Genomic DNA, 23,580 nt, shown 5'->3' with positions numbered 1-23,580 from the left:
GTGCTCGTCGCCTTCAGTGTCAGCCCGCTTGGCGGGGAGTCCGAGAACGTCGGCGAGGCCGTCGCCGCGGCGGTGCGGGTCGTGCGCGAGTCCGGCCTGCCGAACGAGACCACAGCCATGTTCACCACCGTCGAAGGCGAGTGGGACGAGGTGATGGCCGTGGTCAAGAAGGCCACCGACGTCCTGCTGGAGAACTTCCCGCGCGTCGGGCTCGTCCTGAAGGCCGACATCCGGCCCGGCCACACGGGTCAACTCACCGCGAAGGTGGAAAGGGTCGAGCGCTACCTCTCGGACTCTTAGAGCGCGTCTGAGAACTGGCGCACGCGATAGCCGCGCCGAGATGGCCCCTGGCGGCACGGCCGGATACGCCCACAGACAACTCCGGTATGCGGACGATCCGGCCGCACCGCCAGGGGCCATCTCGATCACGACTCTCACGCACGCCAGTTCTCAGACGCGCTCGTAGGATTCCGGTATGGACCCGCGCCGCTTGTGGCTGTGTTTCGAGCCGTACCACGACGTCACCTACTTCACCCCGGAATCGATCGCCGAGACCGACGCACTGGGGTGCAAAGGCCGGTGGATGGGCTACTTCGGGATGCGCGCCGCGCCGCTGGGCGCCGCTCCCGCGTGGCTGGTGACCAGCCTGTTCTACAACTTCCACCCGTCGATGGTCGAGCGCGCGCTGCCCGAGGCGTGGGACGTCGCCACGCCGGAGGAGTTCCTGCGCGCGCGGCTGGCGGGGGTCGACGGCGCTCTGCGCCGGATGCTGGGCGACGACGCCGTGACCGGCCAGGACATCGCCGAGGCCGCCGACATCGCCCGCGCCCTGGCCCCCTGGGTGCCCACCGCCGGTCGCGCACTGGGCGCGGCCAACGCCGCGCTCGACCTGCCCGCCGAGCCGCACCTGGCCCTGTGGCAGGTCACCACCACTTTGCGCGAGTCCCGCGGCGACGGCCACGTGGCCGCGCTGGTGACCGCGGGCCTGGACCCGTGCGAGGCCCTGGTGCTGTTCGGCGCCGAAAAGAACCTGCCCGGCGAGTACCTGCGCGCGGCCCGCAAGTGGCCCGAGGACGAATGGAACGCCGCCGATGAGCGCCTGCGCGAGCGCGGCCTGCTGAGCTCCGACGGAACCCTGTCCGACGAAGGCCGCGAACTGCGCGAGACCGTCGAGGACTTGACCGACGAGGCTGCCGTGGCCCCGTGGGCCGAGCTAGGGGAGCAGGGCACGGCCCGGCTGGTCGAGCTCCTCGCGCCGCTGTCACTGCGGCTCAGCGAGCAGAACGAGGTCATGCGCCGCAACCCGATGGGCCTGAACCCGACGGCCGCGCTGGCCGAGATGGCCGGGAGCCGGGACGTCGCCGAAACGACCATGCCAGGATGACACTGTGACTAGGCCAGATCCACGCCAGACCGCCGCCCTGTCTGCCGCCCTCTCCAGGGCCGTCGACCTGTCCGCGCTCAAGGCCAGGGCGGAGACCACCGCCAAGGCGCCCGCCGGTGCCGCGCCCGCGCCGACCAGCGCGTTCTCCACCGACGTGACCGAAGCCTCCTTCCAGGTCGAGGTCGTCGAACGCTCGATGGAGGTCCCCGTCCTGGTCGCGCTGCACGCGAGCTGGTCGGCCCAGTCCCAGCAACTGCTCACCCTGCTCGACCGCCTCGCCGCCGAATACAACGGCGCGTGGCGGTTCGGCAAGGTCGACGTCGAGACCAGCCCCCGCATCGCCCAGCTCTTCGGCGCGCAATCCGTGCCGATGGTCGTCGCCATCGCCGCCGGGCAGCCGGTGGAGGCGTTCGCGGAGGTCCCGCCCGAGCCGCGCCTGCGCCAGTGGATCGACGGCCTGCTCGACGCCCTCCGCGACCGCATGCCCGCCATCCGCGCCGCCGAGGAGTCGGCCCCCGAGGGGGCCGCCGAGCCGGAGCCGGAGCCGGAGGACGAGCGCTTCGTCGCCGCCGAAACCGCCTTCGAACAGGGCGACTACACGGCCGCGGCCGCCGCTTACCAGTCCATCCTCGACGCTGAACCCGGCAACGAGGAAGCCAAGGCAGCCCTGGCCCAGGTCGAATTCCTCGCCCGCACCGAGGCGACCGACCCATCGGTGATCGTCCGCGCCGACACGTCCCCGGATGATGTCGACGCCCAGGTCGCCGCAGCCGACCTGGAGCTGGCAGGCCAACAGATCGAGGCCGCCTTCACCCGACTGATCAACACTGTCCGCCGCACAGCGGGTGAGGACCGAGACAAGGCACGCACACACCTGGTGTCGCTATTCGACCTGTTCGCAGCAGATGACCCACGCGTTGCCAAGGCCCGCCGAGACCTAGCCAGCGCCTTGTACTAAGTCGCCCGGCTTGGTCTCTTGGGCGCCTGTTTGGGTGGTTCGCCTTGATTTGGGGCCCCTCAAATGGGCCTGCGCGGGCTAAAAAGGTGGGCGAGGTGAAGCCCACCCGCGCCGAAAGTTTAGGCCCATTTACCCCAAATCAAGGCGAACCACCCAAACAGGCCGTTGGGTTCGGCCCGTTGCGTTTGGGCTAGCTGAACTGGGTCGCGCAGCCTTTGTCGCCGTCGAAGTAGCCGACTCGGAACGCTTCCACCCGGGCGAAGCCCGACGGGATCTGCACGCCCTTCACGTCGGCGGCGATAAGGCTGGTGTCCTGTAGTAGCTCCGCCACCGCTTCGTCCAAGTCCCCGACCGCGATGTGCAATCCACCGTCACCGTCGCTCGGCACCTTGTCGACGGTGAAAGCGGACCAAGCTCCGGTAAGGCAGGCGGTGCGCAGCCCCGTCTTCTCGCCCTCCAAAGAAACGCCCACCGACTTCTGAATCGCCAACGAATACCGTGACGCGATTTCGGCGAACGCCGCGAAGTCGCCGATACCGTTGCCATCCTCACCCGGTTCCTGACCGCGCTTCGGCGGCGTCGCGATCTTCTTCAACGCGCCGAGATCAATCGAGACGATGTTCTCTTCCGCGCAATAAGTCGCAGGCGGCGTCGACGAGCCGTCAGCACATTTCGCCCCGTTGTCCTTGATTTCCGGTGGAGCAGCGCCGGTGCGCTTGAAGGCCTCGTCCAGGCTCTTGCGCAGCAGGCCCAGGTTCTTCTTGTCGGTGACGTCGGCCTGGCCGCCCGCCTGCTCGTCCTGGGTGTTGCGCTCCTTCTCCGCGATCCGGCTGTTGATCTCGTCCGGATCCATCTTCGCGCAGCGGCGGGGGCCCTCGGTGAAGCCCGCCTGGAACGCGAACACGCGGTCGAACGCCAAGCCGTGCGCGCCCTGCTTGTTGGCCGAGAGGCCCGCCGGGTCGCGGATGAAGAACATGGTGGCGAGTACCTGGTTGAGGCCCTTGCCGACGTTGATCTCGAAGTGCTTGGACTTGCCCTCGGCGACGTGCCGGAAGAACGCGCCCGTGTAGCAGTCGGCCTGCTGTTCCTTGACGATCGTGGGCGTGGCCTGGCTGATGTTGCTCTTCTTGCCGAGGCGGAACTGCACCGCGTGGCCCATCTCGTGGGCGAGCACGGCGACCACCGACATCGGGCCGAACTGCTTGTTCAGCATCGGCAGCAGCACACCGCGGTCCCAGGACACGCTGTCATCAAGGCTGCAGTAGAACGCGTTGACCGACTTCGCCGTCGACGCGTTGCAGATCTTCATGGCCGTGCCGTTGGAGTCGTAGGACACCAGGCGCTTGAGCGGCTCGAACTTCTGGCCGTCGAACTCGGCGGGCATCTGCTCGGCCCAGTAGTCGTAGACGTCGGACAGCGCGTTGATCGCCAGCTTGTCCATCTCGCCGTTGTCGGCGTTCTCGACGTTCAGGCTTCCGTCGGGCACGCCCTGTTTCGGTCCGCTGGGCTTGGAGTTGTCGATCGGGATGCCCGCCGCGGTGCCCGCGTCGATGTCGCCGACGGCCCGGGGGGTGCCGGTGATGGTCTTGCCGCAAGCACCGAGCTGCGTGGCCAGCATGGCCGCAGCCGCCAGCGTCGCCGCGATCCTGATCCGCACGTTCACTCCCACCCGTTTGTCTGGTCGCACCCTACTGCCGAGTCCGGATCACCGTGCGCCGATCCGGTCATCTCAGGTCAGACCGCACTTCTCCCCACCCTGGGTGAACCCGTCGCGGAACGCGGTGACCCGGTCGAAGCCCGCGTCGATCGCGTCGCCCTTGGCGTCGCGGGCGGCGTAGTCGTAGTCGAGGAGGACCTGCACGGCCTCGTCGAGGTCGCCGGGGGACAGGAACCGCTGCTCGGCGGCGAACAGTGAGCCGGTGAACGAGCCCGCCAGGCAGACCGCCGACTTCTGTGCCTGCGCGCCGTCGGTCGGCTTGCCCGCGATGGCCAGCGCGGCGATCCCGAACCGGCTCGCGATGAGGGCGCCGGTGGCGTAGTCGCCGATGTCGGCGTGGATCTTGGGCATTTCCTTCTTGTTGTCCACCTCGACGCGTCCGCCGTCCGGGCAATAGGCGACCGGGCCCTGTTTGCCGCCGCCGCACTGCGGGACCTGGCCGACGGTGCTGATCTTCGGCTCGGTCCAGGTCTTGCCCGACTTGGTCATCAGCGCCGCGAAGTACTCGTTGAGCTTCGGCGAGATCGAGTCGACGATCTGCTCGAACCGCAGGTTGCCGCCGCGGGCCTGGTCACCGGCGTCGATGAAGCCGCTCAGGGTGAAGGTCCGGTTGTCGACGGTCATCTTCGCGCACAGGTCGACGCCTTTCTCGTAGCCGTCCTGGAAGGCCGACACCCGGTCGAAGGCGTCGCCGTGCGCGCCGCGGTCGGTCTGCTCGGTGCCGATCGGGTCGCGGAAGCTGATCAGCGACTCCAGCGCCGAGTCCAGCCGCTCCTTGGCGATGTTGAGGTGCTGGGACTTGCCGTCGGCGACCCAGCGGACGAACGAGCCCGCGTAGCAGTCGGCCATCGCCTCGATCAGGATCGTCGGGAACCGCTTCGGGTTCTCTTTGCGCTGTTCGAGCCCGGCGCCGGTGCGGTTCTGCACGGCGTGGCCGAACTCGTGGGCCAAAACGAGCATGACCGCGGCCTCGCCGAACCGGTCGCGCAGTACCGGCAGCAGCGCGGCCCGGTCCCACGCGATGATGTCGGCGGTCGGGCAGTAGAAGGCGTTGCCCTCGACGTCGTTGGCTCGGTCGGCACAGGGCGGCGCGTCGCTCTCGGCGTCGGAGGTGTCGACGGAGAAGTAGCCGCCTTTGAGGTCGCTGAACTCCTTGCCGAAGGTGCCGGGGAAGGTTTGCTCCCAGTAGGTGCGCACGTCGGTGATGACGGTCGCGGCCAGCCGGTCGATCTCGCCGTTGTCGGTGTTCTCGACGAACGACGGGTCGACGCCGCCGGGGTCGCCGGGCTCGTCGCGGGAGACGACCGAGCCCTGGCCGATCGGGGTGCCGGGAACGGTGGTCGTGCAGGCCGCCACGACCACGGCCAACACGAGCGCGGGCAGGAGCCGAAGACGGTGACCAAGCGGGGAGCGCACGGGTCCAGTGTGCCGCAGGCCGCTCATCGGCGGGCCACAACACTCATTGTCTCATTGTCCAACAATCCTACTGTTCACGCGTAGAATTGTTGAACGATGGTGCGAGTGGGGTGGAGGGCGGGGGTGGGGAGGCCGGGCGACGTGGTCAGGCTGGGTGAGGCAGGGGGCGGGCCCCGGGGAGGGCGGGCGACGTGGTCAGGCTGGGGTGAGCCAGAGGACGCCTTGGGGAGGCAGGTGCAGCAGGGCGGAGGACGGCCTGCCGTGCCACGGCACGTTCTCGGCGTCCACCCCGCCGAAGTTGCCCACGCCCGACCCGCCGTAGCTCGCGGCGTCGGTGTTGAGCACCTCCCGCCACCGTCCCGGCCGCGGTAGTCCGACCCGGTAGTCGTGGTGTGGCGCCCCAGCGAAGTTGGCCACGCACACCAGCTCGTGCCCGTCGGCCCGTCGCGCGAAGCTGATCACGTTGCCCGCCGAGTCGTTGGCGTCGATCCACGAGAAGCCGTCCGGGCTGGTGTCGTCGCCGTAAAGCGCCGGGCTGTCGCGGTAGACGGCGTTCAGGTCGGCCACCAGCGACTTCACCCCGCGGTGCAGCGGGTCGTCGATCAGTTCCCAGTCCAGTGACCGGCCCTCCGACCACTCGCGGACCTGCCCGAACTCGCCGCCCATGAACAACAGCTGCTTGCCGGGGTGGGCCCACATGTAGGCCAGCAGCTCCCGCAGTCCCGCGGCCTTGTTCCAGTCGTCGCCGGGCATCCGGGTCCACAGCGAGCCCTTGCCGTGCACCACCTCGTCGTGGGACAGGGGCAGGACGAAGTTCTCACTCCACGCGTACATAAGCGAGAAGGTCAACTCGTTGTGGTGATACGAGCGGTGCACCGGATCGTGGCCCGTGTAGCTGAGCGTGTCGTGCATCCAGCCCATGTTCCACTTGAAGCCGAACCCGAGCCCGCCGAGGTGGGTCGGCCGGGTGACCCCCGGCCATGCCGTCGACTCCTCGGCGATCATCACGGTGCCGGGGTGATGTTTGTAGACGGTGGCGTTGAGTTCCTGGAGGAACTTGACCGCGTCCAGGTTCTCCCGGCCGCCGTGCACGTTGGGCAGCCACTCGCCCTCGTTGCGCGAGTAGTCGAGGTAGAGCATGGAGGCGACGGCGTCGACCCGCAGGCCGTCGACGTGGAACTCCTCGATCCAGAACAGCGCGTTCGCGACGAGGAAGTTGCGGACCTCGGGCCTGCCGAAGTCGAACACCAGGGTGCCCCAGTCCGGCTGTTCACCGCGGCGGGGGTCGCCGTGCTCGTAGAGCGGGCCGCCGTCGAAGCGGGCCAGCGCCCACGCGTCGCGAGGGAAGTGCGCGGGCACCCAGTCGACCAGCACGCCGATGCCGCGCTCGTGCAGCGCGTCGACGAAGTAGCGGAACTCGTCGGGGGAGCCGAACCGCGCGGTCGGCGCGTAGTACGACGTGACCTGGTACCCCCACGACCCGCCGAACGGGTGCTCCGCGACCGGCAGCAGCTCCACGTGGGTGAAGTTGTGCCCGGCGAGATAGTCACCCAGCTGGTCGGCCAGTTCGCGGTAGCCGAGACCCTGCCGCCAGGAGCCCAGGTGCACCTCGTACACGCTCATCGGCGCGCGGGTCCAGTCGGTCGCGTCGCGGCGGGCCAGCCAGTCCGCGTCGCCCCACTCGTAGTCCGAAGTGGACACAACGGACGCGGTCGCGGGCGGCACCTCGGTGGCGAACGCCATCGGGTCGGCCTTCTCGTGCCACGAACCGTCGGCGGCGTGGATGCGGAACTTGTAGCGCGTGCCGGGTCCGACACCGGGCACGAACAGCTCCCACACCCCCGACGAGCCCAGCGACCGCAGCGGCGTGGCGCGGCCGTCCCAGCCGTCGAAGTCGCCGCACACCCGCACGCCTTGCGCGCTGGGCGCCCATACCGCGAAGGATGTGCCGCTGACCGGCCCGGACGGGGTGTCGTAGGTGCGCACGTGCGCCCCCACGACCTCCCACAGCCGCTCGTGCCTGCCCTCGCCGAACAAGTGCAGATCCAGCTCGCCCAGCGTCGGCAGCCACCGATACGGGTCGTCGACGACCTCGGTGCCCGAGCCGTAGTCGATCTCCAGCCGGTACTCCTCCGGCACCGCGGGCAGCGTCGACTCGAACAGCCCACCGCCCAGGTGGTCGAGGTCGAAGCGGTCTGGCCCGACGAGCGCGGTCACGCCCTTGGCGTGTGGCCGCAGGGTCCGCACCACGCCCCCACCGGATCCGCCCGGGTCCGGGTGGACACCGAGGACCGAATGGGGATCGTGGTGGGCACCCGCGAGCAGGCGCTCGATCTCAGAAACCAAGAAGTCTCACCCTTGGGCGATGTAGGACTGCAGTTGATCTCGGTCGGTCTCCAGCTGACTGATCCGAACCTTGACAACGTCGCCGATGCTGACGATGCCGGTGAGCTTGCCGTTGACGACCACCGGCATGTGCCGGATCCGGCGCTCGGTCATCGTCGCGGCGAGGCTGTCGACGCTGTCCTCCGGGCCGCACGTGACGACCTCGGCGGTCATGATGTCGGCGACGGTGGCGTTGAGCAGATCACCGCCGCGTTCGTCGAGCCTGCGCACGATGTCGCGCTCGGAGACGATCCCGACGACCGCATCGCCGTCGACCACCACCAGCGCGCCGACGTTGTGCTGGGCGAGCGCTCTGATCAACCCGGCGACTGTGGTGCCCGGATCAACGGTGGCCACATCCGCGCCCTTGCCACGCAACACATCCGAGATCCGCATGCAGGCCACCTCGATCCAGTTCGTCGCGTTTGTTCCCTGTCGATCAGGTTAGCCACGATCGGCCCCGCCCGAAACCTCACGCTCTGCGCAACGCGGCGAGCGGTACCCGAACCCACTCCGGCCGGTTGCGGTGCTCGTAGGCGACCTCATAGACCGCTTTGTCCAGTTCGAACGCCCGCAGCAGCACCGCGCTGTCGCGTGGGTCGGCGCCCGCGACCGAGCCGTAGCCCTCGCAGAACGACGCACGATTGCGGTCGCTCCACTCCGCCGCCCGGGTGGCGCGCTGGTGGTCGTCGTCGGAACCGAGCAGCTGCCAGGCCGCGTAGTCGAACGACCGGAGCATCCCCGCCACGTCCCGCAGCGGCGACCTGGGCGTCATCCGCTCCTCGACCGGGGCCGCGGGCTCGCCCTCGAAGTCGATCAGCACCCAGCCCGCGGCGGTGCGCAGGACCTGGCCCAGGTGCAGGTCGCCGTGGATCTGCTGGACATGGACGCCGCCGGGCAGCGCGCGGACCGCGTCGAAGGCCTCGCGGAGCATGGACTCGTGCTCGGCCAGGGCCGGGACCGCGGCCAGCACGGCGTCCAGCCTGCCGTGCATCGCCTCGACCGCGCGGCCGAACCGGTCAGTGGGCACGACCTCGGTGCCCAGCGCCGCGGCCAGGTCGACGTGCACCTGCGCCACCGCCGCGCCCAGCCGAGAGGACTCGCCCGCGAAGTCGCCGCCGACCTCGCCCGCGTGCAGATCCCCCTCGGCGAGCAGGTCCCGCACACTCGCCGTCGCAGTGGCCCACCCTTCGGCGGCGTCGGCCAGGTACCGCTGGGCGAACCCGAGCACCAGGTCGTCGGTCTCCACCACGCCGACCGGGTCGGCGACCTGCGCGCTGCCGACGCGGTGCAGCGCCCGGTGCAGCTCGACATCCCGGTTGGGCGATGCGGCGGGCCTGCGAAACAGTTTGAGGATGTAGTGGAAGCCGAAGACGATCGAGGTGTTGCTCTGCTCCACCCCGATCGGCCGCGCGCGCAGCCCCGTGACCAGCTCGGTCTCCGGCGTCCAGCGCACGCCTGCCTCCGTGCGCCCCTCGGCGAGCAGCCCCAGCAGCACGGCCATCAGATCGGAGTCCTGTGTCGCGTCGAAGGCGTAGGACTGCCCGATTCTGCCGATCACCGGACCGTCGGGCACGTCGTCCTGGACGCCGAGGAGCACCTGGTAGAGGTCGCCGTCGGCGTCGACGAGCGCGTGGATCAGTCCGGGGGCCAGCATCGCCGCACGGTCGACGCGCACGTCGGCCACCTCGGCGCCCTTGGCGGCGAACCAGCGCTGCGTGGGCAGCCACGCGCGCAGGTCGTCGGCAAGGGACTCGACGGCGTGCTGGGGACGGGTGCTCACGGTCCTTCGCCCTCCTCGGGGGTGAGCTGGAACCAGTAGAACCCGTGGCCGGGAAGGGTCAGCAGGTAGGGCAGCTCGCCGATCGGCGGGAATCGGACGCCGCCGGTCAGCTCGATCGGGACCCAGCCCGCGTGGTCGGCCAGGTGCAGTTCCACCGGCTGGGGGAAACGGGACAGGTTGTTCACGCAGATCACCGTGTCGTTCTCATGTCGGCGCAGATAGGCCAGGACGCTCGGGTTGGACGCGCCCAACTCGGTGAAGTCGCCCATGCCGAACGCGTGGTGCTCCTTGCGGACCTGGAGCATTCGGCGGGTCCAGTGCAGCAGGGAGCTGGTGTTGTTCATCTGCGCTTCGACGTTGACGGCTTGGAAGCCGTAGACGGGGTCGGCGATCGCGGGCAGGTAGAGGCGGGCGGGGTCGCAGCGGGAGAAGCCCGCGTTGCGGTCCGGTGACCACTGCATCGGCGTGCGGACCGCGTCGCGGTCGCCGAGCCAGATGTTGTCGCCCATGCCGATCTCGTCGCCGTAGTACAGCACCGGCGAGCCGGGCAGCGACAGCAGCAGGGCGGTGAACAGCTCCATCTGGTTGCTGTCGTTGTCCAGCAGCGGCGCCAGGCGTCTGCGGATGCCGATGTTGGCCTTCATCCGCGGGTCCTTGGCGTACTCGGCGTACATGTAGTCGCGCTCCTCGTCGGTGACCATCTCCAAGGTCAGCTCGTCGTGGTTGCGCAGAAAGATGCCCCACTGGGCACCCGCCGGGATCGCCGGTGTCTGGGCCAGGATCTCCGAGATCGGGAACCGCGACTCCCGACGCACAGCCATGAAGATCCGCGGCATCAACGGGAAATGGAACGCCATGTGGCACTCGTCGCCGTCGTCTTCACCGAAGTACGCGACCACGTCGGCGGGCCACTGGTTCGCCTCGGCCAGCAACACCCGTCCAGGGTATTCGTCGTCGACGACCTTGCGACAGCGCTTGAGGAACTCGTGCGTGCGCGGAAGGTTCTCGCAGTTGGTGCCTTCCTCCTCGAACAGGTAGGGCACGGCATCGAGGCGGAAGCCGTCGATGCCGATGTCCAGCCAGAACCGCAGCACGTCGAGCATCGCCTCGGCGACCTCGGGGTTCTCGTAGTTGAGGTCGGGCTGGTGGGAGAAGAACCGATGCCAATAGAACTGGCCGCGGACCGGGTCGTAGGTCCAGTTCGACGTCTCGGTGTCAACGAAGATGACCCGCGCGTCGGCATAGGCCTCATCGGTGTCAGACCACACGTAATAGTCGCCGTACGGGCCGTCGGGGTGCTGGCGGGACTCCTGGAACCACGGGTGCGCGTCGCTCGTGTGGTTGAGCACAAGGTCGGTGATCACCCGGATGCCGCGCTGGTGGGCCTGGTCGAGCAGATAGACGAAGTCGTCGACGGTGCCGAACTCGGGCAGCACCGCGCGGAAATCGCTGATGTCGTAGCCGCCGTCGCGCAGCGGCGAGGCGTAGAACGGCGGCAGCCACAGGCAGTCGACGCCGAGCCAGGCCAGGTAGTCCAGCTTGTCGGCCAGCCCGCGCAGGTCGCCCGTGCCGTCGCCGTCGGAGTCGTTGAAGGCGCGACAGAGGACCTCGTAGAAGACGGCGCTCTTGTACCAGTGCAGGTCGGTCGGGACCGTGCGCGCATGTCGGAAGTCCTCGGCTTGCGGCTCGACGAGATGCCCGTCGTCGGTCATCGTCTCGCCCGTGTGCGGGATGCCCTCAAGGCCGAGTGCCGCGTCCGGTGCCGTCGCGTCATGAACCGTCATGCTGTCGCCCTCGTGATAGTCGCCGTTCGACAATGCGTACCACGAACGGAGCGCCTGGTCAGCGCCTGCGCCTGATGAGGCGTTACCACCAACGAGGGTCATCCATGCGCGCTGATCGTCACCGCCTGAGGTGGACGATGTGCGCGACCGCCTGCCACGGGTCGAGCCGGACATAGTTCGCCGACCCCCATTGCCACGTCTGCCCCGACACCTCGTCGTGGGCGGCGTAGGTGCGGTGCGGGTCCAGCCCGATCGCGCCGAGGTCGAGCCACAGCGTGCCCTGCTGGGTGGCGTCCGGGTCGAGGGTGACCACGGTGACCACGATGTCGCCGGTCGCGGGGTCGACCTTGGAGTAGGCGATCAGCGCGTCGTTGTCCACGTGGTGGAACCGCAGCGTCCGCAGCTGCTGCAGCGCGGGGTGGGTCCGACGGATGGCGTTGAGCCGGGTGATCCACGGCTGCAGCGACCGGCCGTCGGCCATCGCCCTGGCGTAGTCGCGGGGCCGGAGTTGGTACTTCTCGGAGTCGAGGTACTCCTCGCTGCCCTCGCGGACGGCCTCGTGCTCGTACAGCTCGAAGCCGGAGTAGACACCCCAGGTCGGCGCCATCGTCGCGGCCAGCGCCGCCCGGATCGCGAACATCGCGGGCCCGCCGTGCTGCAGGGACGCGTGCAGGATGTCCGGGGTGTTGACGAAGAGATTCGGACGAGCCTCATCGGCGTGCTCGACCAGGTCGACCCCGAAGTCGATCAACTCCTGCTTGCCGGTCCGCCAGGTGAAATACGTGTAGGACTGGGTGAACCCCAGCCGCGCGAGCCCGTAAAGCCGAGCCGGCCGCGTGAACGCCTCGGACAGGAACAACACATCCGGCGCCACATCCTTCACCCGCTTGATCAACCACTCCCAGAAGTCCGGCGGCTTGGTGTGCGGGTTGTCGACCCGGAACACCCGCACGCCGTGCTCCACCCAGAGCAAGATCACCCGCAGGATCTCCGCGTAAAGCCCCTCGGGGTCATTGTCGAAGTTGACCGGATAGATGTCCTGATACTTCTTGGGCGGATTCTCGGCATAGGCGATAGACCCATCCGGCCGAGTCGTGAACCACTCCGGATGCTCCTTCACCCAAGGATGATCCGGCGCACACTGCAGCGCGAAATCGAGTGCGACCTCCAGATCGAGTTCCTTGGCCCGCGCCACGAACGCGTCGAAATCCGCGAACGTCCCCAACTCCGGATGGATCGCGTCATGCCCACCCTCGACCGACCCGATCGCCCACGTGGACCCGACATCCCCCGGCTCGGAGCGGACGCTGTTGTTCGGCCCCTTCCGATTGACCGCGCCAATGGGGTGAATGGGCGGCAGGTAGACGATGTCGAACCCCATGTCCGCCGCCCGCTCAAGCTCCTTCTCGGCGGTCCGGAACGTTCCATGAACGGCCCGCCCGTCCGCGTCCACCCCACCGGTCGACCGCGGAAAGAACTCGTACCAAGACCCGTAGAGCGCGGCCTTGCGATCGACGAGAAGCTGGAGGGGTCGCCCCTTGGTGATCAACTCCCGCACCGGGTGCGTCGTCATCACCCGCTGCACCGCCTCAGAAAGCGCCTCGGCGATCCGAGCGGGCAAGGGAACCCCAACATCCCGCAGCGCCCGCGCCGCGGACAGCAACAGCTTCCGCTCACCACTACGATCCGGCCGCCGCGCTACCCGCTCCAACAACCGCGCCCCGGTCTCAAGATCATTGGCCAGCTCATCAGCCCCCTGCGCCGCCGCCACCTTGACCTCGACCGAATGCCGCCAGGTGGCCCAGGGATCACCCCACGCGTCCACCCGATACGTCCAGAGCCCAGGATGGTCCGGCACGATCTCGGCGACCCACCGATCCTCGGCCTCGACCCGCATCCCAGTCCGCCGAGCTTTGAGATCTCCCGGCCCCCGCCACGTCACGGTCGCGGCCACGGCGTCGTGACCCTCCCGCCAGACCGTCGCCCGGACCGGAATGTGCTCGCCTACCACCCCTTTCGCCGCATAGCGCCCACACGCCACGATCGGGGAGACATCGTCGATACCCAGCCGACCGCTCACCGGTCAGGCTCCTCTCGTCTTCGGCTGCCTCCTCTCAGTCTGCCTTGCTCGATCCAGCCCCACGCAACGAACACCACATCCCCACCCCAGCCCCTGCCCACACCCCTTCCCAGCACCCGAACCCGAAACCCGAAACCGAAACGCGAACCCGAAACCCGGCGTCCGGCGCCCGGCGTCCAGCACCCGCAATCCAGAGCCCAGAGCCCAGAGCCCAGAGCCCGGCGCCCAGCGCCCAGCGCCCGGCGCCCGGCGCCCGGCGCGCGGAACCCAGCGCCCGAACCAGGCGCCTGGCACCCGGCGCCCGCAATCCAGAGCCCAGCGCCCCGGAACCCAGAGCCCGGCGCCCAGCGCCCGGCGCCCAGAGCCCGGCGCCCAGAGCCCGGCGCCCAGAGCCCGGCGCCCAGAGCCCGGCGCCCGGAACCCGGCGCCCGGAACCCGGCGCCCGGAACCCGGCGCCCGGAACCCGGCGCCCGGAACCCGGCGCCTGGTGCTCAGCGCCCGGAACCCGGCGCCCGGAACCCAGCGCCCGGAACCAGGCGCCTGGCACCCGGCGCCTGGTGCTCAGCGCCCCGGCGTCCGGCACCCGCTACCCACAGCCCGGAGCCCAAGCGCCCGGCAGCCAAGCGATCGTTACCTGGGCCTCGCGTGCCCCGTGCCCGGCCCCATGCGTCCAGCGCCCCAATTCCGGCACCCGGTACCCGCGCCCAGCGCCCGGCATCTGGTGCGCCAGCGGCCAGCTCTGTGCGTCCGGCGCTCAACCTGCACTCCCGAACCCGGCGCCTCATGCCCCGAAACCCGGGGAACTCCACCAGTGTCTCCGGCTCCAACACGGCCCCCGGTTCCCAGGCCTCGACGCCTCAGCCTCCGCACTCCGGCGCTGGTCGCCACGCCACCAGCTGCCCGCGCCGTTGCCTCCCCGCTGACCTCGGGACCTCGGCGCTCGGTCCAGTGCTCGGCCGTGCGCCACAGCGAGGAGCGTGCCCGCCCCTGCCCGATCCACGGATCCGCTCATCCAGGACCGATTGCCACCAATCGCTCCGGCGTTCAAACCTCCCCTCACCTGCGCTAACGAACCCGGCGCGTCGTCATGTCCAAGCGGCCGACCCCTGCGGCGGCTTGCTCGATCCAGCCTGGCCGCTAGGGTCGTCCTCCGTGAGAGCCGTACGCCGATTCACCGTCCGTGCCGGTCTTCCGGAGCAGCTTGCCGATCTCGGCACGCTCGCCACCAACCTGCGGTGGACCTGGCACCCGCCCACCCAGGACCTCTTCGCAGCCGTCGACCAGGACATCTGGCAACGCGTCGGAGGCGATCCGCTCCACCTGCTCGCGCAGGTTCCGGCGGAACGGCTGGAACGGCTGGCGGCCGACGGCGGGTTCCTCGGCCAAGTTCGCGAGAGCTCGGCCGACCTTCGTCGCTACATGGAGGAGCCGCGCTGGTACCAGCGCCGTGGCGACGAACTCGACGGCACCCGGTTCCCGGCTTCCATCGCCTATTTCTCGATGGAGTTCGGCGTCACCGAAGCCCTCCCGAACTACTCCGGCGGTCTCGGCGTCCTCGCGGGCGACCACCTCAAGGCGGCCTCCGACCTGGGTGTGCCGTTGATCGGCGTCGGCTTGCTGTATCGGTCTGGCTATTTCAGGCAGTCCCTCTCTCTCGATGGTTGGCAGGTCGAGCACTACCCGATCATCGACCCGAGCGGCCTCCCGCTCGAACCCCTGGCCGAGCCCTCTGGCGCACCGATCTTGGTCCACGTCGCGATGCCCGGTGGGCGCATCCTGCGCGCCCGGATCTGGAAAGCGCAGGTCGGTCGCGTGCCCCTGTTGCTGCTTGACTCCGACATCGAAGAGAACTCCGACGACCTGCGCAGCGTCACCGACCGGCTCTACGGCGGCGACCAAGATCACCGGATCCGTCAGGAGATCCTTGCCGGTATCGGCGGGGTCCGAGCCGTGCGCACCTTCTGCGAACTGACTGGCACGCCCCAGCCCGAGGTGTTCCACACCAACGAGGGCCACGCGGGCTTCCTCGGTCTGGAACGACTCCGCGAACTGGTGTCCGGCAACAACCTAGACGTCGACCAAGCGATGTCCGTGGTTCGCGCCGGCACGGTGTTCACGACCCATACCCCCGTTCCAGCGGGCATCGACAGGTTCCCCGTGGACCTGGTCCAGCACTACTTCGGCGATGAATCCCTCCTTCCCGGGATCGACCTCCGTCGCATCCTGGCGCTTGGCGCCGAGAGCAACGCGGGCATGTTCAACATGGCGCACATGGGCCTTCGGCTCGCCCAACGCGCCAATGGCGTCTCGAAACTGCACGGCGCTGTCAGCCGCTCGATGTTCGGCGCCCTCTGGCCCGGCTTCGACACCGACGAGGTGCCGATCTCCTCGGTGACTAACGGTGTCCACGGCCCGACATGGGCCGCCCGGGAGATGTCCACCGCCTTCGGCGAAGGTCATCCGTCCGAAGAGGACGGATCGCCCGTCGCCGACGCGATGAACGACGCCGACCTGTGGCAGCTGCGGTGCGGGTTGCGTGAGCGCCTGGTCGGCGAGGTCCGTCGCCGGGTACGTGCCGCGTGGTTGCAACGTGGCGCGTCCGCGCTTGAGCTGAACTGGACCGACTCCGTGTTCGATCCGGACGTGCTCACGGTCGGCTTCGCGCGCCGAGTCCCGACCTACAAGCGGCTCACGCTGATGCTCCGCGATCCGGAGCGCCTGCGTGCCCTCTTGCTGCACCCGGAACGACCTGTTCAACTCGTCGTCGCGGGCAAGTCTCACCCCGCCGATGACGGTGGCAAGGCGCTGATCCAACAGATCGTCCGGTTCGCGGACGACGCGCAGGTTCGGCACCGCATCGTCTTCCTTCCCGACTACGATATGTCGATGGCCCGCTACCTGTACTGGGGCTGCGACGTGTGGCTGAACAACCCCATGCGGCCGCTGGAGGCGTGCGGGACCTCCGGCATGAAGGCCGCGCTGAATGGTGGCCTCAATCTGTCCATTCGGGACGGTTGGTGGGACGAGTTCTACGACGGCAGCAACGGTTGGGCGATCCCGACCGCGGACGGCGTCAACGACCCCGTTCGACGCGATGATCTGGAGGCGGCCGCGCTGTACGAGCTGCTCGGGTCACAGGTTGCTCCTCTCTTCTACGACCGTGACAAGGGCGGCGTGCCCAGTCGGTGGATGTCGATGGTTCGGCACACGCTGTTGTCGCTCGGCCCGCAGGTGCAGGCGTCGCGCATGGTCCGGGAGTACGTCGAAGCGCACTACGCGCCTGCCGCGACCGCAGGCGTTCTCGCGCAGTCCGATGGCTTCCGGGTGGCAAAGGATCTAGCCGAGTATCGGCGGCGTCTGGCGGGTGCCTGGCCGCACATCCGGGTGACCAGTTGTGAGCTGGCCCTTGATGATGGCCACACGCCGGTGATCGGTGATCGCGTCCACGTCCACGCGTCAGTCGATCTTGCCGGACTGGATCCGTCGGATGTCGAGGTGCAGGCTGTGGTTGGTCGGGTGAGTGATGCGGATGAGCTCAGTGATGTCGTGACCGCTCCAATGCGCCCTGTCGCGACCGGGCGATACTCGGCTGAGATCGCGCTTCCGCATGCCGGTGCTCTCGGCGTCACAGCGCGGGTACTGCCGAAACACGGTCTGCTCGCGACTCAAGCGGAATTGGGCAAGGTCGTTCTGGCTTAGTCGATAGCTCTCGGCAGGTTCAGGCGGTCGTAGCAGGTGATCTTGGTGTTCGGTGGGGAAGGATTCCCTGTCGTGCGCAGGATGTTGACGTTGGCGGATCGGGAGGAGATCTCCCGTGTCTGGCGGAGTCGTTGGAGTTCAGGGACATCGCGGTCCGGATCGGCCGGGACGCGTCGGTGGTCTCGCGTGAGGTGAGCCGTCACGGGGGTCGTGAGGCCTATCGCGCCGAGCGGGCCCATGGGGCCGCCGCGGCGGCTCGGGCGCGGCCGAAGGCGTTGGCCGTCGACCGTGACCCGGGGCTGCGGTCGTTCGTGCTGGGTTTGCTGCGTGTGGGCTGGTCACCGGCGTCGATCGCGGGCTGGTTGGCGCGTGATCATGCCCAGGGGCAGGCTGGTCGGGTGAGTCACGAGGCGATCTACCAGTGGGTCTACGCCCAGCCGGTCGCGACGCTGCGCCGCGAGCTGATCGCGCTGCGCACCGCCCGCACCCGCAGGAGCGGGCCGCGTCCGGCCCCCGCGCCGCGCATCCGCGAGCCCCGCTACCTCGACGAACGCCCCGCCGAGGTCGAGGGGCGCGCGGTGCCCGGGCACTGGGAAGGGGATTTGGTCGTCGGCAAGGCGGGCAAGACCGCCGTGGCGACGCTGGTCGAGCGCACCAGCCGGTTCCTGGTCCTGGTGCCGCTGACCGGGCGGGACTCGCTGACCGTGAGCGAGGCGATCATCTCCGCCGTCGGCCCGCTCCCGGCGTCGATCAAACGGTCGCTGACCTGGGACTGCGGCTCCGAGATGGCGCTGCACAAGGACATCACCGCCACCGGGCTGCCGGTGTACTTCGCCCACCCGCACTCCCCGTGGGAACGCGGCAGCAACGAGAACCTCAACCGCATCGTCCGCGAATACCTGCCCAAGGGCATCGAGATCACCAGCGACCCCCGCTACCTCGCCGCGATCGCCGCCGAGATCAACGACCGACCACGTAAGATCCACGGCTGGAAGAAACCGAGCGAGGTATTCACCGAACTCCTCGAATCAGATGCTTCCACCGTCTGAACTCGCCCTCCCCTTGCTGCTCGTAGTGGGTGGCCATTCAATGATGTCCGGATGCGCCCCGAACACCATTGATGTTGGCACGGGCATTCACGCCCGCGCCACAAAGTCCCTCGATCGAGTGAAAGTCGGTTTCCCCACCTCGCAGGCACGATGAGGCCGGTACAGTCGAACACGTGAGCGAACGTCCACGATGGTCACTGGAGGGTCTTCATGCGCTATCTGCAAACTGTTAGCCGATGTCGAGCCGACTTCTTGTCGAAGCGACTCGCGGCCACCAGGGCACCAGCTTCTCGGCCTCGGTCAACGCGAGTCGGGCCGCGCGATTGTCGCCCGCCGTCATATGGGCGCGAGCCAGCGTGGCGAGGTCGTCGGCACGGCCGAGCCGATCGTCGCCCAGCTCCGCGGCCAACCGGGCCAGCACGATCGCCTGTTCCGCGTTGCCGGAAAGCAGTTCGTGCAGGGCTCGCGATCCGTTCAGCTTGTGCTTTGGGTAGCCGAGGGTCATGGCGTTCTCGATCGCCTGTCCTGCGGTGCTGAGGCCGACCTCGGGGTCGAGATGCCCTGCTTCGACGGTGGCGCAGGCCAGTCCACCGAGCGCGGCGAACGCGACCGCCGCCTCAGCGGGAGTCTGGTCAGGGTCTTCGACGAGCGTCATCGCGACCATCAGCGCTTCGGCGAAGCGACCTTGCGCCTGCAGGACGAGCACTCGCGCCGCGGTCGCGGTGCGCAGCGCCGGGTACTCGACGCGGAGTTCGGCGGCCAATTCTGCCGCGATGTCGAGGTGTCCGTCCTGGGTGGCATCGACGGTACGAGCAACCAGAGGTGCGGCATCCATTTGTTGGGCGCGGACACCGGTGAGGCGAGGGAGGTTCAGCACGAACCACCCGGTGGAAGTCGATGTAGCGGACTTCCGTGGGATCAGCGCATGGCCGACAGTCAATGAGCACGCGATCGCAAAACCCATTGAGAAACCGCCGGACCACCTGATGGCGGCGATCAGGGACAAGGTGGTGACGATGAGACCAGCCGCCGTCGAGGCGAGTGCTGCTCCCCACATTCGCCTCCGTGCCGGAGCTTTTCCGGGGCCGACAGAAATAGACAGGAACAGAGGGACAGCGCGAACAACGACGACACGTCGCGACGTCGTCCAGTCCTTGACGCGGCTGCCGACGCCGATCACCACGCGGTGAATTCGAACGGAAAGGGCCCAGGCGCCGATCAGGAGACCGACCTGGAGGGAAAGGAGACCGATCAGGAGGCCGCAAAATGTGCCGAGTAGACCTCGTCCGACTTCCTCTGCCGACCGCTCAACCGCGGTCACCGCGGCCGCGGTGAAGACGACAGAGAGGAACACCGGACCGTGGATGGCTCGAAGTAACCGCACGGGAAGCAGACGCTACTCGTGATCCACCGGTTCCCACCCGCACTCTTGGACGGCACGCGGGACGGAGCGCCTTATGAACTCCCGACGGGTGGGTCGGGGCTGCACCTGGACACTGCAGTTCCGGGGCCGCCCGGGCAGAGGGCTGGTGAGCTGCCCAGCGTGGCGGTTCGGCTGGGCTCGGATCGGTCGGTTGCCTGCTGAGGCAGCCGAAGCGGGAGCCTGAGCCGGACCGGCTCCCAGGCCCGGGCCCGAGCCGGGCCCGAGCCGGAGCTTTGGCCGGAGCGGGAGCCTGAGCCCGGGCCGGTGCCGGTGCCGGTGCCGGTGCCGTGCCGGTGCTGGTGCCCGAGCCCGAGCCTGGGCTGGAGCCCGAGCCTGGGCTGGAGCCCGAGCCCAATGCCTGGTGCGATCGTGGCGGCGGCCGCGCCCACCTCCCGTGGCCCGCAGTTGGCTTGAGGGGGGACCTCCGGCCACCGAGCCGGAGCCCGAGCCCGAGCTGGCGAGCCTGAGCCTGAGCCTGAGCCTGAGCCTGAGCCTGAGCCTGAGCCGGAGCCTGAGCCTGAGCCGGAGCCTGAGCCGGAGCCTGAGCCGGAGCCGGAGCCGGAGCCGGGCTGGGCTGGGCTGGGCTGGGCTGGGCTGGGCTGGGCTGGGCTGGGCTGGGCTGGGCTGGGCTGGGCTGGGCTGGGCTGGGCTGGGCTGGGCTGGGCTGGGCTGGGCTGGGCTGGGCTGGGCTGGGCTGGGCTGGGCTGGGCTGGGCTGGGCTGGGCTGGGCTGGGCTGGGCAGGGCCAGTCGGTCAACCGCGACCCCAGTCGCGGCGGCGCCCTCGGAGGCGCGGTGGTCGGCTGGCTGCCCGACTGCGGGCGTGTCGACGGCGGGTGAAAACTGACCCCCGCGTGGCATCCGAATTTTGACCCCCTGTCCGGTGACTCTGGCTCGTAGTCGAGCCGGGGAGGACGAAGGGTGTTGTCCGTGGAGGATTGGGCTGAGATTCGTCGTTTGCGCAGGTCGGAGCGTTTGCCGATCAAGGTGATCGCTCGGGTTTTGGGTGTCTCGAGGAACACGGTGCGTGCCGCGCTGGCCTCGGATGCGCCGCCGAAGTATGTGCGGCCGTTGAAGGGTTCGATCGTGGATGCGGTCGAGCCGCGGATTCGTGAGTTGTTGCGGGCGTATCCGACGATGCCGGCGACGGTGATCGCGGAGCGGATCGGCTGGAAGCGGTCGATCCGGGTGCTGTCGGAGCGGGTGGCCGAGTTGCGGCCGGTGTATCTGCCGCCGGACCCTGCCTCACGCACCACGTATGCCGCCGGGGAGATCGCCCAGTGCGATCTGTGGTTCCCGCCGATCACGCTGCCGGTCGGGTTCGGGCAGGCCCGTAAACCTGCTCGTCTGCCGGTGCTGACCATGGCGTGCGGGTACTCGCGGTGGCTCTCGGCGGTGCTGATTCCGAACCGCTGTGCGGAGGACTTGTTCGCCGGGTGGTGGCGGCTGGTCGAGAAGTTGGGTGCGGTGCCACGGGTGCTGGTCTGGGACGGTGAGGGTGCCGTGGGCCGGTGGCGCGGCGGGCGCAGTGAGCTCACCGCGGACTGCCAGGCGTTCCGTGGGACGCTGGCCACGAAGGTGGTCATCTGCCGTCCGGCGGACCCGGAGGCCAAGGGTCTGGTGCGAGCGGGCGCACGATTATCTGGAGCGTTCGTTCCTGCCTGGAAGGCAGTTTGCCTCGCCTGCGGAGTTCGCCGCGCAGCTCGAGGGGTGGCTGGCGGTGGCCAACACTCGGCCCAAGCGGGTACTTGGGTGCGCGCCTGCCGACCGGATCACCGCCGACAGGACGGCGATGCTGGCGCTGCCGCCGGTCGCGCCTGCGGTCGGGTGGCGGGCCTCGACCAGGTTGGCGCGCGACCACTATGTCCGTCTGGACTCCAACGATTACTCAGTGCACCCGGGCGTGATCGGTCGCCGCATCGAGGTGATCGCCGACCTGGATCGGGTGCGGGTGCACTGCGATGGCAGGCTCGTCGCCGATCACGAGCGGATCTGGGCCTGGCACCAGACGATCTCCGATCCCAGCCATCTCGTTGCGGCAAAGGTGTTGCGCCGCAAGCGGATCGGCATGCTGCGCCCGGCGACCGAACCGGAGGTCGAAGTCCGCTGCCTGGCCGACTACGACACCGCGCTCGGCCTCGATGGCATCGATGGTGGGGTGGCGTGATGGCCGTGAAGACCACACCACCGTCGCGGGACCTGGCCGCCGAGGTCGCCTACCTGACCCGGGCGTTGAAGGCGCCAACCCTGCGCGAGTCCGTCGCCCGCCTCGCGCAACGGGCGCGGGCGGAGTCCTGGACGCATGAGGAGTTCCTCATCGCCTGCCTGCAACGCGAGGTCTCCGCGCGGGAGTCCCACGGCGGCGAGGGCCGGGTCCGGGCCGCCCGGTTCCCTGCCCGCAAGTCGCTGGAGGAGTTCGACTTCGATCACGCCCGCGGGTTGAAACGCGACGTGATCTCCCACCTCGGCACCCTCGATTTCGTTGCCGCCAAAGAGAATGTGGTGTTCCTCGGCCCGCCCGGCACCGGCAAGACCCACCTCGCGATCGGCCTGGCCATCCGGGCCTGCCAGGCCGGGCACCGGGTCGCGTTCGCCACCGCCGCCGAGTGGGTGGCCCGGTTGGCAGAGGCCCACCACGCGGGGCGGTTGCAGGCCGAGTTGACCAAACTCGGTCGCTATCCGCTGATCGTCATCGACGAGGTCGGCTACATCCCGTTCGAGGCCGAAGCCGCGAACCTGTTCTTCCAACTCGTGTCCTCCCGCTATGAGCGGGCCAGCGTGATCGTCACATCCAACAAAGTCTTCGGCCGGTGGGGCGAGGTCTTCGGCGACGACGTGGTCGCCGCCGCCATGATCGACCGCCTCGTCCACCACGCCGAGGTCATCGCCCTCAAAGGCGACAGCTACCGGCTCAAGGACCGCGACCTCGGCCGCGTCCCCACCGCCAGTGGCACCGAAGAATAAAGATCAACCAACACACAGGGGGTCAACATTCAGATGCCGCCTGGGGGTCAGATTTCGAGTGCCGTTGACAGGGCGCCGGTCCTGGGTTCGGGTTGTGTTGAGTCCTGGTCCTGAGGTTTGGGCTGGGGCTGGAGGGTTGTGGGGTCGCCGGGCAGGTGATTCGGCGGGAAACGGGGGTGCTGGTTCGCTGCCGCAGGCGCTGGGGTGACGGACCGCGTGAGACGGCGGCCGGAACATCTGGCCAGGTCCGACGATGAGCGCTCGACGGCGTGGTGCGGGTAGTCGTTGGGTGCGTGGGTGGTTGGGCGTGCGGAGGTATCGTCGGCGGCATGTTCGTAAAGGTGTGCGGCCTGCGGACGGCCGGGGATGTGCGGGCGGCTGCGGAGGCAGGGGCAGACGCCGTCGGGTTTGTCTTTGCCGAGAGTGTTCGGCAGGTGACGGTGTCGGAGGCGAAGCGGCTTGCCGTGGAGGTGCCGGACGGGATGTTGACTGTCGGCGTGTTCAAGGGGATCTCGGCGGACGATGCGGCTGAGATGACTTTGGCGTCGGGGATGGGGGCGGTGCAGTTGCACGGCGACTATCCGGTTGAGGCGTTCGATGTCTTTGCGGACTTGCCTGTGCAGATCATTCGCGCCAACGTGTTGAGGGATGGTACGGACGTTCGAGTGGGGGCGTTCGGTGAGGACTTCCTGCTGCTCGACTCGAAGGTGGCGGGTTCCGGCGAGCAGTGGGACCTCGCGCAGCTTGATGGAGCGCGGCCGTCGGGGCGGTGGATTCTGGCGGGTGGGTTGCGACCGGACAACGTCGCGGCGGCGATCGCGGCCGCGAGGCCGTGGGGCGTGGACGTGTCCAGCGGGGTCGAGTCGACTCGTGGGGTGAAAGACCGCGAGTTGATTCACGCGTTCGTCGCTGCTGCTCGGTCTGCGTCTGTCTGATCGCA

General features: G+C 68.9%; 16 protein-coding genes and 1 pseudogene. 9 read left to right on the top strand and 8 right to left on the bottom strand.

Features of this window, described 5'->3' with window-relative positions:
- The 3 genes from BN1701_RS18525 to BN1701_RS18515 all read left to right on the top strand — a co-directional run bounded on the left by BN1701_RS18525 (window position 1) and on the right by BN1701_RS18515 (window position 2,342).
- The gene (locus BN1701_RS18525) at window positions 1-300 is read left to right on the top strand and encodes an MTH1187 family thiamine-binding protein (protein ID WP_054055965.1); all 300 of its coding nucleotides are present in this window, start codon (window positions 1-3) and stop codon (window positions 298-300) included.
- A 175-nt stretch (window positions 301-475) separates the two neighbouring features.
- Window positions 476-1,384, top strand: a complete 909-nt coding sequence (locus tag BN1701_RS18520) for a hypothetical protein (protein ID WP_054050534.1) — start codon at window positions 476-478, stop codon at window positions 1,382-1,384.
- A 4-nt stretch (window positions 1,385-1,388) separates the two neighbouring features.
- A complete protein-coding gene (locus tag BN1701_RS18515) occupies window positions 1,389-2,342 on the top strand; it encodes a tetratricopeptide repeat protein (RefSeq protein ID WP_054050532.1) in 954 nt (317 codons plus the stop codon).
- A 190-nt stretch (window positions 2,343-2,532) separates the two neighbouring features.
- Here BN1701_RS18515 and BN1701_RS18510 read toward each other — a convergent pair whose 3' ends face one another.
- The 7 genes from BN1701_RS18510 to BN1701_RS18480 all read right to left on the bottom strand — a co-directional run bounded on the left by BN1701_RS18510 (window position 2,533) and on the right by BN1701_RS18480 (window position 13,507).
- Complete coding sequence (locus tag BN1701_RS18510) at window positions 2,533-3,999, bottom strand: neutral zinc metallopeptidase (RefSeq protein ID WP_231949645.1); 1,467 nt, start codon at window positions 3,997-3,999, stop codon at window positions 2,533-2,535.
- A 72-nt stretch (window positions 4,000-4,071) separates the two neighbouring features.
- Window positions 4,072-5,475 (bottom strand): neutral zinc metallopeptidase, encoded by a 1,404-nt coding sequence (locus BN1701_RS18505; protein ID WP_231949644.1) that lies wholly within the window; start codon window positions 5,473-5,475, stop codon window positions 4,072-4,074.
- 195 nt (window positions 5,476-5,670) lie between these two features.
- Window positions 5,671-7,821 (bottom strand): 1,4-alpha-glucan branching protein GlgB, encoded by a 2,151-nt coding sequence (gene glgB / locus BN1701_RS18500; RefSeq protein ID WP_054050526.1) that lies wholly within the window; start codon window positions 7,819-7,821, stop codon window positions 5,671-5,673.
- A gap of 6 nt (window positions 7,822-7,827) precedes the next feature.
- The gene (locus BN1701_RS18495) at window positions 7,828-8,256 is read right to left on the bottom strand and encodes a CBS domain-containing protein (protein WP_054055964.1); all 429 of its coding nucleotides are present in this window, start codon (window positions 8,254-8,256) and stop codon (window positions 7,828-7,830) included.
- A gap of 76 nt (window positions 8,257-8,332) precedes the next feature.
- Window positions 8,333-9,643, bottom strand: a complete 1,311-nt coding sequence (locus BN1701_RS18490) for an aminoglycoside phosphotransferase (RefSeq protein ID WP_054050524.1) — start codon at window positions 9,641-9,643, stop codon at window positions 8,333-8,335.
- Window positions 9,640-11,427 carry a maltose alpha-D-glucosyltransferase gene (treS, locus tag BN1701_RS18485; RefSeq protein ID WP_054055963.1) on the bottom strand — a complete coding sequence of 596 codons (1,788 nt, stop codon included), beginning with the start codon at window positions 11,425-11,427 and terminating at the stop codon, window positions 9,640-9,642. Before treS ends, BN1701_RS18490 begins: the two co-directional genes overlap by 4 nt.
- A 118-nt stretch (window positions 11,428-11,545) precedes the next feature.
- On the bottom strand, window positions 11,546-13,507 hold the full coding sequence (locus BN1701_RS18480; RefSeq protein ID WP_054050521.1) for an alpha-1,4-glucan--maltose-1-phosphate maltosyltransferase: 1,962 nt from the start codon (window positions 13,505-13,507) through the stop codon (window positions 11,546-11,548).
- A 1,152-nt stretch (window positions 13,508-14,659) separates the two neighbouring features.
- Between BN1701_RS18480 and glgP the strand changes: the two genes are divergently transcribed.
- Together glgP and BN1701_RS34385 are read left to right on the top strand one after the other, a co-directional pair.
- On the top strand, window positions 14,660-17,206 hold the full coding sequence (gene glgP / locus BN1701_RS18475) for an alpha-glucan family phosphorylase (protein WP_054050519.1): 2,547 nt from the start codon (window positions 14,660-14,662) through the stop codon (window positions 17,204-17,206).
- A gap of 131 nt (window positions 17,207-17,337) precedes the next feature.
- Entirely contained in the window at window positions 17,338-18,255 is a 918-nt protein-coding gene (locus BN1701_RS34385) for an IS30 family transposase (RefSeq protein WP_172803279.1), read from the top strand.
- A gap of 229 nt (window positions 18,256-18,484) precedes the next feature.
- On the opposite strand, the gene BN1701_RS35665 is transcribed toward BN1701_RS34385, so the two are convergent.
- Window positions 18,485-19,609 carry a hypothetical protein gene (locus BN1701_RS35665; RefSeq protein WP_157368058.1) on the bottom strand — a complete coding sequence of 375 codons (1,125 nt, stop codon included), beginning with the start codon at window positions 19,607-19,609 and terminating at the stop codon, window positions 18,485-18,487.
- Window positions 19,610-20,072: 463 nt separating this feature from the next.
- On the opposite strand from BN1701_RS35665, the gene BN1701_RS36495 reads away from it, so the two are divergent.
- From BN1701_RS36495 to BN1701_RS18445, 4 genes and pseudogenes are all read left to right on the top strand, one after another.
- Complete coding sequence (locus tag BN1701_RS36495) at window positions 20,073-20,516, top strand: hypothetical protein (RefSeq protein WP_054050514.1); 444 nt, start codon at window positions 20,073-20,075, stop codon at window positions 20,514-20,516.
- 81 nt (window positions 20,517-20,597) lie between these two features.
- Window positions 20,598-21,843 (top strand): annotated as a pseudogene (istA, locus tag BN1701_RS34375) (IS21 family transposase).
- The gene (gene istB, locus BN1701_RS18450; protein WP_054050512.1) at window positions 21,843-22,640 is read left to right on the top strand and encodes an IS21-like element helper ATPase IstB; all 798 of its coding nucleotides are present in this window, start codon (window positions 21,843-21,845) and stop codon (window positions 22,638-22,640) included. Before istA ends, istB begins: the two are co-directional and overlap by 1 nt.
- A 329-nt stretch (window positions 22,641-22,969) precedes the next feature.
- Entirely contained in the window at window positions 22,970-23,575 is a 606-nt protein-coding gene (locus tag BN1701_RS18445; RefSeq protein ID WP_054050510.1) for a phosphoribosylanthranilate isomerase, read from the top strand.
- Window positions 23,576-23,580: the final 5 nt, after the last annotated feature.

It is taken from the genome of Alloactinosynnema sp. L-07 (assembly GCF_900070365.1).
Classification (GTDB): domain Bacteria; phylum Actinomycetota; class Actinomycetes; order Mycobacteriales; family Pseudonocardiaceae; genus Actinokineospora.
This window is presented reverse-complemented; position numbering and strand designations above follow the sequence as displayed.